The following is an 11,828-nucleotide window of genomic DNA, read 5'->3' on the forward strand; positions in this document are numbered from 1 at the left end:
TAAGAGCCCTCATCCAGCTTCCTCTCCCTTTTGACCGCTTGTTTTCATCAGCTGATGAACGGCCTCTTTCACAGCTGCCTCATTTGGTTCTTTTAAAAGGGTCATAAACGGAAGGTGAGCCACCCACTCAAATCCCTCCATCACCTTATGATCAAACGATCTAAGGACAACACACGGTGTATGAGTGATCGCACAAAAGATCATGCCATGCAGACGATCTGTCACGACGACCTGCGCTTGTTTTAACTCCGTCCACAAAGACGTTAACTCCTCCAAGCGAGTCGTTCGATCGACTCGTCTGCCAATTGTCGTTGTGATCAAACCGACTTGATCATATGTCTCTTGGATATGCTGCTGCAGCTGCTGGCGCTCCTTCTTTGTGAGATACGCTTCTTGATCCTCACGCAGACAAAGCAGAACCCCTTCACGTGTTTCATCCTTTGATGATTCGTCTAATGACAGCACCATATCAGGCTGTTTCCACACATCTTGATCAGGAAAATGAAGCTTCATCCATTCATAGGTTGTTTGATCTCTTGCCATGAGAAGCATTCTTGGATGCTGACTATACGTGTGAATGGCGCGGCGCTCCTCTCGTTTCCCTCTCTTTGTTTCTGTAAAATGTACAGTAGCAGGCAGCTGGATCATGGGATAGGACTTGAAGGTCTTGATGATAAATTGTCTCGTCCATTCTTCGTACCGGTATAAATCCCCCATATTGCCCCCGCCGATCATACAGACGATGTCTTCTGGATGCCGGCTGCGCTTTAGCGGACGGGCAAGGCGATAGATCTCTTTCATGTCCACTTCTATGATGTCATAGGCTGGAAAGTGTTTCTTTAAAAAACAATAACTCGCATAGGCAATCGCATGATCCCCTAAATTATCATGGCCCGGCAGCAGCGTGAGAATGATTTTCTTCTGATGACTCAGCTCTGGCAGCCTTTGGCGGCTCAGTCTATACTCAAGCGGATATTTGACCTTTAAGAGCAGCCACTCTGCGGTTTTTGCCTTCAATTGCTGCACTGTCAATCCCATCACCCCTATTTCCTTGTCTGATATTCGATCCATTTTTGATAGCTAGAAGCCGCGGCAGAAAGCGGATAAACCAATCGGCACTTAGCAAGAAATAAAATCATTCGCTTTCGAACCGTGAGCTTCGATAGTTCCACCTGTTTGACGGCATGCTGAAAAGTATCGTGTGTCACCATTTCCCGCATGTGATCAAGCTTTTCCTGAATAGAGAGGGCATTTTGGCTCTTCCATTCGTTGAGCATACAATGAAGCGTATGATTGACGATAAAAAAGTCTAATGCTTTCTCATACAGATAGATGTCATCATGCTCTTTTAAAAAAGAGCGCTGTGCATGATAAAAGGTCAGTCCATGATGAAAATACTGCTTCTGATATCGCTGTACAATAGATGACAGATGAACCCTGTAATAATAAAGAGGCTCATGAACAAAGGCGATGCTGCGTGATAAAGAAAAACAGCGCAGCGTCACATATTGATCTTCAATGTTCTCAAGCTCACCCCGCAGCGGAAATCGAATGTGGTGTTCCTCCATAAAGGCACGCCGATACAGCTTATTCCATGAGAATCCAGTCAAGTCTCCGTGTAATAACGCTTTGATTAAATCCGTTTTTTCGGCTGAGCGCTTGTCTAACAGCGTCGTTCCTATCGTTCGCTTTGACTGTTCAAATTGAATCCAATACTCGCTCACAATAAGATCTGCCCCGGTCATTTCGGCTTTTTCATACATAGCTTCACAGTAATGAGGAGCGAGAATATCATCTGAATCCACAAAGGCGAGATACGTCCCCTTCGCTTCCTCGATGCCCCGGTTTCTCACAGCGCCTAACCCTTGATTGGGTTGATGGATTACCCGGAAACGCTCATCACGCTCAGCAAATGCTTCAAGCCATTCACCGCTGCGGTCGGTCGATCCATCATTGATAAGAATGACTTCTATATCAGAAAAGCTTTGATCTGCAATTGATTGAAGACATTGCTCCACATATTGACTCGTATTGTAAACTGCGACCAATAGACTGATAGCTGGCATTACAGCATGCCCCACCTTTCTTCAAATCTACTTTGTAAATATCGTTCTATACGGCAAAACCGAAGAATCAAACGGCATCAGCATGATGCTGTACAGAATATAGCAAACAGCAATCCCTACATACATAAACACATTAGACCGCTGATCAAAAATGCGTGTGAAATATGGCAGTAAAATGAGCTGATACAAGCCAAAATAAATATGAAATCTTGCATAAATGACATCCTTCGTTGCAAGGATGCCAAACAAGAAACCAAGCAAACAAAAATTCACAATGTAATCACTCTCAGGCGTCAGCTCACGAAGTCGTTTTCGATAAAAAAAAGCAAGCAGAAGCGGCAAAATCAAGACACCGATTTTTGTCACATTCATTCCATTCGTATTCGTTGTGAGCCACTCCTCGTAATGACCATATGAACTGCCTTGCAGCATCACGACAAACACCGAGACAAAACGGTCATAAAGAGCGGTTAAGCCTAAGAACACCAGGCATAAGACCAGCATCATCCAAGACCAAGCCTTTGTTCTCACAATAAAATACACAGGAATCATGATGAGAGCGGATGAATGAAACAATGAACATACAAGGACGAGCGGAAAATACAATTTCCACTGTCCATTGATCACCAACCGAATGGCGTAAAAGAGGATCGCTGCCACCATATACTGACGCATGCCATTAAATGACGCATAATAATGAAAGGTCCCAAGAAAAAGCAGCATACTCAGCTCAAATGGACGGCCATATTGAATAAGCGTCTTGATGATAAAAAAATAAGTAATGGCTCCGACTGAGATATACATGATTTGCGGATCATGAGACAGTTGATTAAGCATCCATAAAATAAACGTAAACCCTGGATCCGTTGCGGCCTTATCCACACCGAATCCAAATATATGCCAAGGCTTTTCGTAATTGATGGAGAACTCATACATCTGGCCATATGTGACAAAATCGGTTCCTACTTTATACCGAATACCAGCTACGATACAAAGAAACAGAAACGGAAAAAACACCAGAAGCTTATTAGGCCGCCATCCGCTTTGAATGGTATCATCACGCCTGCCGTAGAATGCGGCAAAGCTCGACCATAAATAGACCATGATCATGTTCACCAAATAAACCGCCATCTGCTCTTCCTTCCTTACAGTCCGTATAGATTCATCACACGTGTAATATTCTGTTTCACATCAAATCCTCTTTTTTCAAGCTGAGAGGTAATGGTCTCTTGAAGAGGAGGTTCTGCATGATATGCTTCAAGCACCGCCTTCATCCATTCATGCGCGGAATCTCGCAGCGACTTCCTTTTCACAAGCCCGCAGCCTAAATCTACTTCCTCTGTAATATGATCTGAAATCACACAAGGCAGACCAGACGCCTGTGCTTCCACTAATACAAGCGGAAGACCTTCAAACAAGGAAGGCATCACAAATACATCAAATGCTTTCATATACTGTGGAACGTCTGATACGACGCCTGTAAAGACAACGTCATCCATCAAGCCTGCCTTCTCCGCATACGATTCGACTACTTGCTTCAGCGGTCCATCCCCTACGAGGACAAGCTGAAATGAAACTCCTTGCTTCTTTAAGGTCTGTGCCAGCTCCATAAAAAAAACATGATTTTTTTGCTCATGGAACCGCCCAATATGACCGATGACCATGTTTTTTTCGCGAAGATGGAGGTGCTTTTTGATCTCCGCCTTTTCGTCTGGATCAGACCGAAAAAAAAGGGATAAATCTATCCCATTTGGAAGCACCTCAACTTGCCCGTTCTGCATTTTTTTCTGTCCAAATAAAAAGACACCGGCATCCTCGCCGCATGCAACAAGCTGTGTAGAGAATGTAAAGATCAGCTGGCGAAACCCTTTGAGCATCATATGATCCAGCCAGTTTGGCGACGGCTTCCACGCTGTATTATGTGAATGGCAAATGCGCACCTTCACCCCCGCTAGTTTGGCAGCAAGTGCGGAGAAGCCTGTCTGAAAATCCGTATGTGCATGCACTGCCTGATAGGGCCCTGTTTGCCTAATTGTCTTGGTCAATGTTTTCACAAAAGCAACCGGAGAGGACGCCCCAATACTTGGGACGTAAAAGATGCGTCCCCCAAGCCGGCGAATTTCCTCATCATAATCACAGACGTCCTGCCGGTGGGTAATGAAATCAAATTGAAGGACATTCCTGTCGAGTGCACGATAAATGTTCATAATCATCGTTTCAGCTCCGCCGCGGTTCATCCCGCCCACAATATGAAGCACGCGCTTTGGCTCACTCATCCCGAACCGCCCTCCTCTTCAGCATAGACGACGCCAGCTTCCGGCGATGATAAAGCTTCATGATCTTCGGTGACAAGAAGGCACGGACCACCGGCTTTAGAGCAAATAAATAGTCAAGCGGCGACAGCTTTAATAGCCAGCATGCTTTCAAAACGAGCCAGGCATTATCTATCGAATATCGAAACTTCCGCCGCTGAAAAGCCGCATCATCCTCTCTCACCAGATATAACGGCTCTTGTAAATTAAAGCCTTTTCTCCCAGCAGCAAAAAAGCGGATCCAAAGATCGATATCTTCCATCCGCCTTGTTGTTTTTACAGAACGATATCCATGTAAAGCCTTGTAAGCAGAAGCCCTCATCATAATGGTCCCATGACAAAAAGGAGTCCCTCTTGCCATTATCTTCCGATCAGGCTCTGACACAAGTGCCCGTACACCCTTTGTTCCAGATTCATCAAAAACCGTCATCGCCGTACCGACCACATCATATTCAGGATATGTATCGAGGAAATGAACCTGTTTTTCTAAACGAACAGGCACTGATAGATCGTCGCCATCCTGCCTTGCAATCAACTCTCCCCTCGCTTCAGCCAGGCAGCGATTGAGACTGGCAGCGAGTCTTTGATTTTGTTTATTGCGGATCAGGCGAATTCTTTCAGGATGTCGTTTTGTATAAGACAGCACTTTCTCATAAGTGCCATCTGTTGATGCGTCATCACATATGATGAGCTCCCAGTTTTCATATGTTTGATGAAGAATAGATTCAATGCTTTCTTCTACTGTCTCTTGGCAATTGTAGACGCCCATGATCATAGACACCTTTGGTTTATGCATGCTGTATCACCTTCTCTGCTTGATCCATATAGATTGTATAAATTTCTTCCATTGCACTGACCGTCTGCTCCTGTGCAAATGCATGAGCCATAGAGCGTCCCGCTTTTCCCATGAGGGGCAGCTGATCTTTTTTGTCGTAGAGCTGCTGCAAGTAATCAGCTAAACTATTCACATCTTGCGGTTTAACTAAAAAACCATTGACGCCATGTTTGACAAGCTCACAATGTCCTCTATTCTCCGTTGCGATCACAGGTTTTTCTGCAGACATCGCTTCAAGCAGGTTCATTCCGAGCCCTTCTCTCAAGCTGGTGGAAACACATACATCGCTCATATGCATCCATTCCTCTATTTGTTTGCAGAACCCAGCAAAGTGGATATGCTTTTCAAGATGGAGCTGGCGGGTAAGCTTTTCATAGTTCGGTCTCATTGTCCCTTCCCCCGCAAACACGATCTTTATATTTGGTATTTTCCTAGACAGCTGTGCACATGCTTTGATGAGCATCCCTTGATTTTTATTCGTATTTAATTCGCCAGCACACAGCACGATAAAATCTTCCGAGGAAAAGCCATAGGCTGCGCGAAGACGCTGCTTCTCATTTTCATCGACAGGTGCGAACCGCTTCATATCCACACCCATACCGGGCACATAATATACAGATGCCCGCTCTTTTGATAGACGGTCGGCTCTTTTAAAATCTTCTCCATTAATGGTGATCAGAGCGTCTGTATAGCGGGCTAGAAATCTCTCTATTGGATAATAGAGCAGCCAGTTTTGAAGCGGCGCCCCCTGCCAAAAGTGAAAGCCATGTGCCGTGTAGAGAACCTTCGTTCCTTTTTTGCGCGTACCTTTGGCTGCGAGCCTGCCAATGACACTTCCCATTGGTGTGTGGCAATGGATGAAATCATAGTGCTCTTTTGCTAACAGCTTCTTCAGTTCTACATACGCAAGCCGGTTGCGTACATGAAAAGGAGAGCGCTGAATCGGAATTGAGTGAGCTTGATTCACATAGGGCAGCTTCAGCTGGCCGTTTGCCGCTGTATGCACTTCCCATCCTTGTTCCTGAAACCACCGGAAATACGGAAGATGAAAGGCTTTAAAGTGATAATCAACCGTTGCGCAAAACAAGACTTTTTTCTTCATTGACAAGCGGCTCCTCCTCTCGTTTCATCTGTTCGGACAACATATCATGTGACTCAATGGCAGCAAATAATGCTTGTCTCATTTGCTCTTCGCTCATCATGTCAAATTCATGGATAAAGCGGTTCAGCACATATGGGTCACCATCCAGCGCATGGCCGATATGAATTTTCGGGAAGATTTGCTCCTGTGCTTTTTCATGCTGGTTGAGTAATTCCTCGTACATTTTCTCTCCAGGACGAATGCCTGTGAAAGTGATCGGAATCTGGTCTGTGGTGTAGCCTGAGAGGTGAATGAGGTTTTCTGCGAGGTCCACGATTTTCACTGGCTCCCCCATATCTAAAACAAAAATCTGTCTTCCTTCTGCCAGTGCACCTGCCTGAATCACAAGCCTTGATGCTTCTGGGATGGTCATAAAATATCTTGTCATGGCTGGGTGCGTGACCGTCACCGGCCCGCCTTGCTCGATTTGTTTCTTAAAAATAGGGATGACGCTCCCTCTGCTTCCGAGTACATTTCCAAATCGAACGGCGACAAATTTTGTTTCACTGCTTGCCCCCATTTGCATGATCAGCATTTCAGCAAACCGCTTAGTAGCTCCCATCACATTAGCAGGGTTGACCGCTTTGTCAGATGAGATGAGGACGAATGTTTCAATACCGTGCTCGTATGCGGCTTCTGCGACATTTTTTGTCCCGATAATATTGTTTTTCACGGCTTCTTTCGGACTGATCTCCATGAGCGGAACATGCTTATGTGCCGCAGCATGATAAATCATATCCGGCTGAAATTGACCAACGATTTCACTCATTTTCTGTTTATCTTGAATATCCGCAATTTGTGGATAGAGTCTGATGCTGCCTCCATACAATTCTTTCAGCTCTAGTAAAATAGAATGAATGCTAAATTCTCCATGTCCCACAAGTACAATCGCTTGAGGAGCAAACACACAAATTTGACGGCAGATTTCTGATCCAATCGATCCGCCTGCCCCTGTGACCATGATCGTTTTTCCCTTTAAATGAGCAGATAGACGGCTCGTATCTAATTGAATCGGTTCTCTCCCTAGTAAATCCTCTGGCTGTACATCCCGTAATTGATTCAGCGCATGGGTTCCTTTTAAAATCTGCTCCATTTCCGGCATGATCTGTGTTTTGACCCCGGTCGCGACACATTCCTTATACAGCCCTTTTAAGGTGTGGCTGCTTTTGGACGGAATGGCGATGATGATCTTCTGAATATCCATCATGACGACAGCCGTTTGAATTTGTTCTTTTCCTCCTATGACAGGCAGACCCATAATTTCAAGCCGATGTTTCGTCTTGTCATCATCGATGAAGGCGACTGGCTCAATATGTACATCACTCGATTGCTGAAGCTGACGAACGAGCATGGTCCCCGCTGATCCGGCGCCAATAATTAATGCCCGCTCTTTTTCTGCTTGAAGCCGTTTTGCCCCGTCATGAAATAGCCTAGAGGCCATACGAGATGCACCGATGAATAAGATATGAAAAAGCCACACGATGAATAAAAACCGAAATGGCCATGTCTGCACGAAAAGGTACAGCATCGTCATCGAAAATAAAAAAGAACACACAAAGGTCTTCATTAAAGAAAATAACTCTCTTACTCCTGTATAAGCCCATACTTGCTTGTACACATGAAACATGCAGGCAAATATATGGTGCCCAATGAGCAGACTGAGTGAAGAAATGGCGAGCATTTCAAATGTATAAACGGTTAAAGCCGCCTCTTGGACAAATTGAAAACCAAAAAAGACGGCAACTAAGATGAGATATGAATCTAGTGCTACGATGATTGATAATCTTTGGGCGTAAGTCAACGCTCCTCCCCCTTTTTAAAGCATCACTATTCTTACGTAACATGGGCATCAAACCCGTCCTCACATCCCACTACTGATGACGAGCATCTAAGGCACCGGTTATGCCCACAGCAGGATCGAGTGCCTCCATTGTTAAAGATTAGGAGACATCACCTATCAATCTTTTTAATACATATACAGCCTGCCCTTTTTCTCTTTCTTGCCATTTAGCATAGCTCCAAGCAGTTTACTTGTTGTTCCTTCTAATACTTCTTTTGATTTCTTCACAGCAGCAATCTTTGTTTTGCCGCTTAAGACAACGAGAATGCTCCCATCCGTCCGGTTCGCCAAGATCTTTGCATCTGCAACTGGCAGAAGCGGCGTGGAATCAACAATCACCATGTCATATTGCTGTTCAATCTCATAAAAGAGCTGCTTCATCACAGAAGAGGAGAGCAGCTCAGCTGGATTCGGCGGAATGGTTCCACTCGGAAGCAGCTCTAAATGCTCAATCGGTGTCGGTAAAATGGCTTCTTCCAAGCTGCAATTATTTAATAGCACATTCGTCAAACCGGTATGATGACTCAGGTCAAAATATTCATGGACGGCCGGCTTTCGCAAATCAGCGTCCATGAGCAGCACCCGCTTGTTCTGCTGTGCAAAAACAGCTGCTAAGTTTGCAGCCGTAAATGATTTCCCTTCCTTCGGTAAGGAGGAGGTCACTAATATCGATTTCAGCCTTGTTTGGATCGATGTGAATTCGATGTTTGTTCGGATCGTACGGAATTGTTCCGCAATGACAGAGTGAGGATTTAATACAGAAATACAGGATAAATCTCTCTTTTCTCTTTTCTTCCTCTTAAAGATCAATGTTCTGTCCTCCCGTTATGACGGACTGCTTGTCTTTTTTGGCCCTCCTGTCTGCCTGCATCTGATAGACACTGCCAAGCGACGGCAATCCGATCTCTTCTCTTATTTGATGTGTTCGTTTTACAGTATCATCGAGTAAATTCATTAAGAAAATGAGTGTCATGCCTCCTAATAAAGAGGCGCCTAGTGCCAGAACGATATGAACGAATTTCCTTGAATTCATCAGAATCGTGTTGGACAGCTTGGCTTCAGACAAAACATTAATGCGATCCATATTCATTGTTTTTTTGATTTCTTCTTGCAACACCTCTGTTGCGGTATTCGCAATGGCGACTGCCTTCGCGCGATCCTCATCTTGTACAGAAATATTGATGACCTCAGACTCATTTTCTGTACTTGTGGCAATTTTGTGTTTTAGTCCTTCAGCTGATTCTGTGAGATGGAGTGTTTCTTTTACTTTTTCAATGACGATTGGGCTTTTTAATAAAACTTGAAAGGTACGTGTATATTGAAGGTTCATCTGAATATCGTTTAAATCTGCTTGTGCGTCATTGCTGCGTTTATGAACAAGAATTTGAGTGGTTGCCTGATATACAGGAGTCGAGACATAGAACTGATAATAGGCTGAAATGCCCGTTACGATCAGGACAATCAGGATCAGAAGGGCCATTTTCTCTTTAATGACAGAAAACAGCTGCTTAAAACCTATATTCTCATTCATAGATACCTCCCGATTTCATCATAAAAAGGTTATATATGGTTTCTTTTTGTTAATGATTGGATTATAAAAGATAATACCCGCAAAGAAAAATGTCATAATAGGTCTTATAGTTCTTTTTAAAGAACGAAATCGTTCGTTTTCTTTTGTTTACTTCCTGATTCTTACGTTTTTGAATTTTATAAAGAACAATTTATTTCTTATAATGAACGAAAAGGTCGCAGAACTATTCGCCGGGGAGAAGGGAGATCATTGATCGAATGATAGGCAAGGTGATACGCATTTACCGAAAGAGAAAAGGATACTCGATTCAGCAGCTGGCTGAGGATGCTCATGTCTCTAAGTCATATTTGAGCAAAATTGAGCGTGGTGTCCACAGAAATCCATCTGTCCAGTTCTTAAAAAAGGTATCCTCTTCATTAGAGATCGATTTACAAGAGCTGTTTGATGCAGAGACGATGATGTTTCATTACGCTGAGGGTAGTGAACACGAATGGCGGGAGCATATTGTGAGTGCCGTCCAATCAGGCATGCCTAAAGAAGAGCTCTATCAGCTGCTCCAAACGTACCGAAAGGAGCAGGAAGAAAAGTCGTTACATGTCACCCATAGAAAGCTGACCGATTCAAATATCGCAGAGTGGAAGCGTCTAATGAGTGAAGCGAAGGCAATTGGTTTAAGCATTGAGGAAGTAAAAGCTTTCCTCAACAACATGGGAGAACGCCGGGCGTAAGCCTTTCAGGAAGAATGATTGCGGGGAGAGGCGTTTGACGCTTCGATGAAAAAGAGCCTTTGATTCATGAAAGGCTCTTTTTTCTTTTATTCTTCTTTTTTTGTTCGTGCTTTTTTCGTTATATCATTGTTTTTCCAATAGGCCCATAGTGATGTAATTCCCAGAAAAGCCAGCGTGATAAATTGCTGAACGCCTTCTTCATCAATAGGAATTGGGCTTTTTCCCGCAGCGGTTAGCGCACTGTTAACAAGCGCCAGTAAAAGCAGCACAAGCCTTGCAATTGTACCTGCACTAATTTTTTGAACCTCCAACTGTAACCCCTCCCTTTCCTCTTCTTACGGGCGGTATTGCTTGTTCTCTCTCATATGTATGCAGCCGCCGAATGAATAGAAGAACGAATCAAAAAAAAGAGACATCATTCCTATATGCAGAATGATGCCTGATTTCACTTGCTATTATTTAGAAAACATCTCTTTTGCTTCATCCAATGCCATTTTATTGCCTAGAGCTGAATAATCGAGCCACGGCTGATCAGCAATCGGATAGACTTGGTTTTTCTTCACTGCTTTTAGACCCTTCCAAATCGGAGTCTTTTCTAATTGCTTGAATGCCTGCTGCGCTTTATCATCACGGTTGACAACGACAAAGATCGCATCAGCATCATAATCAGGAAGAACCTCTTGAGAAATCACTTCAAATGGGCGCTTGCTGTCCAGCTTTTTCACACCATCGACAGGTGTCAGGCCTAAATCCTCGTATAAAATAGGACCCATTGGGCGCTTCATGCTAAATACACGAAGCTCCTTTGCTGTCACACGGATCGCCATGACTTTTCCGTTTCCAATCTTTTTCTTGATGAGCGATTTGACTTCTTTTGCTTCTTGATTGTAATTCTTAATATATTGATCCGCTTCTTTTTCTTTATTGACGTGTTTGGCGATTTTTTTCAAATGATCCCGCCATGTGCCATCATTTAAATTAAACACTTCTGTTTTAGCGATCTTTTTATATTTCGATAAGTCTTGTCCGGCTAATTCTTCATCAACATAAATGACATCTGGTTGTAACGCAAGCAGTGATTCCATATCTGGATCAGCTGCAATGCCGAGCTTCTTCGTCTGACTCAGCTGCTTTTTCGCATGTGGAAGGAAATCTTTTAAGTCTCCTCCTACAACAGAGCCCGCCGGCTTGATACCTAGTGCTAATAAGTCATTTGTTAAATGAATAGACAAGGAAGCTATCTTTGGTGTTCCATTGGTCTTTTCATTTGTTGTATTCTTTGTTTCCTGTTGTCCGCCGCAAGCGGCAAGCAGCAAGAAACAGAGCGTTAATCCAAACACTAGTAATTTTTTCATGATGAGTTCCTCTTTCGTGT

Annotated in this window: 12 protein-coding genes; 1 reads left to right on the forward strand and 11 read right to left on the reverse strand. The window is 43.8% G+C overall.

The window, feature by feature from the left end; translation table 11 throughout:
- Nucleotides 1-9 precede the first annotated feature (9 nt).
- The 9 genes from AAYR28_RS15720 to AAYR28_RS15760 form a co-directional block, all read right to left on the reverse strand.
- The gene (locus AAYR28_RS15720) at nt 10-1,038 is read right to left on the reverse strand and encodes a polysaccharide pyruvyl transferase family protein (protein WP_061110104.1); all 1,029 of its coding nucleotides are present in this window, start codon (nt 1,036-1,038) and stop codon (nt 10-12) included.
- 5 nt (nt 1,039-1,043) lie between these two features.
- Entirely contained in the window at nt 1,044-2,066 is a 1,023-nt protein-coding gene (locus tag AAYR28_RS15725; RefSeq protein ID WP_061110105.1) for a glycosyltransferase family 2 protein, read from the reverse strand.
- 27 nt (nt 2,067-2,093) lie between these two features.
- Nucleotides 2,094-3,197, reverse strand: coding sequence for an EpsG family protein (locus tag AAYR28_RS15730; protein ID WP_120207724.1), 1,104 nt, complete (start codon nt 3,195-3,197; stop codon nt 2,094-2,096).
- Between the two features lie 14 nt (nt 3,198-3,211).
- Nucleotides 3,212-4,342: a glycosyltransferase family 1 protein gene (locus AAYR28_RS15735; protein ID WP_120207726.1), complete on the reverse strand. Its 1,131-nt coding sequence runs from the start codon at nt 4,340-4,342 to the stop codon at nt 3,212-3,214.
- Nucleotides 4,335-5,174, reverse strand: a complete 840-nt coding sequence (locus AAYR28_RS15740; RefSeq protein ID WP_120207728.1) for a glycosyltransferase family 2 protein — start codon at nt 5,172-5,174, stop codon at nt 4,335-4,337. Before AAYR28_RS15740 ends, AAYR28_RS15735 begins: the two co-directional genes overlap by 8 nt.
- Nucleotides 5,167-6,315: a glycosyltransferase family 4 protein gene (locus tag AAYR28_RS15745; RefSeq protein ID WP_120207730.1), complete on the reverse strand. Its 1,149-nt coding sequence runs from the start codon at nt 6,313-6,315 to the stop codon at nt 5,167-5,169. The genes AAYR28_RS15740 and AAYR28_RS15745 overlap by 8 nt, the downstream gene beginning before the upstream one ends.
- Nucleotides 6,281-8,155 carry a polysaccharide biosynthesis protein gene (locus tag AAYR28_RS15750; protein ID WP_120207732.1) on the reverse strand — a complete coding sequence of 625 codons (1,875 nt, stop codon included), beginning with the start codon at nt 8,153-8,155 and terminating at the stop codon, nt 6,281-6,283. The genes AAYR28_RS15745 and AAYR28_RS15750 overlap by 35 nt, the downstream gene beginning before the upstream one ends.
- A gap of 165 nt (nt 8,156-8,320) precedes the next feature.
- Complete coding sequence (locus AAYR28_RS15755) at nt 8,321-9,004, reverse strand: CpsD/CapB family tyrosine-protein kinase (protein WP_024423527.1); 684 nt, start codon at nt 9,002-9,004, stop codon at nt 8,321-8,323.
- Nucleotides 8,994-9,725, reverse strand: coding sequence for a YveK family protein (locus tag AAYR28_RS15760; protein ID WP_024423528.1), 732 nt, complete (start codon nt 9,723-9,725; stop codon nt 8,994-8,996). The genes AAYR28_RS15755 and AAYR28_RS15760 overlap by 11 nt, the downstream gene beginning before the upstream one ends.
- Nucleotides 9,726-9,982: 257 nt before the next feature.
- On the opposite strand from AAYR28_RS15760, the gene slrR reads away from it, so the two are divergent.
- The gene (gene slrR, locus AAYR28_RS15765) at nt 9,983-10,453 is read left to right on the forward strand and encodes an HTH-type transcriptional regulator SlrR (protein WP_034280998.1); all 471 of its coding nucleotides are present in this window, start codon (nt 9,983-9,985) and stop codon (nt 10,451-10,453) included.
- An 86-nt stretch (nt 10,454-10,539) separates the two neighbouring features.
- On the opposite strand, the gene AAYR28_RS15770 is transcribed toward slrR, so the two are convergent.
- Both AAYR28_RS15770 and AAYR28_RS15775 read right to left on the reverse strand, forming a co-directional pair.
- On the reverse strand, nt 10,540-10,764 hold the full coding sequence (locus tag AAYR28_RS15770) for a phage holin (protein WP_024423530.1): 225 nt from the start codon (nt 10,762-10,764) through the stop codon (nt 10,540-10,542).
- A 144-nt stretch (nt 10,765-10,908) separates the two neighbouring features.
- A complete protein-coding gene (locus AAYR28_RS15775) occupies nt 10,909-11,811 on the reverse strand; it encodes an iron-hydroxamate ABC transporter substrate-binding protein (RefSeq protein ID WP_034281000.1) in 903 nt (300 codons plus the stop codon).
- Nucleotides 11,812-11,828: the final 17 nt, after the last annotated feature.

The sequence above is a fragment of the Bacillus safensis genome (genome assembly GCF_039619585.1).
Classification (GTDB): Bacteria; Bacillota; Bacilli; order Bacillales; family Bacillaceae; genus Bacillus; species Bacillus safensis.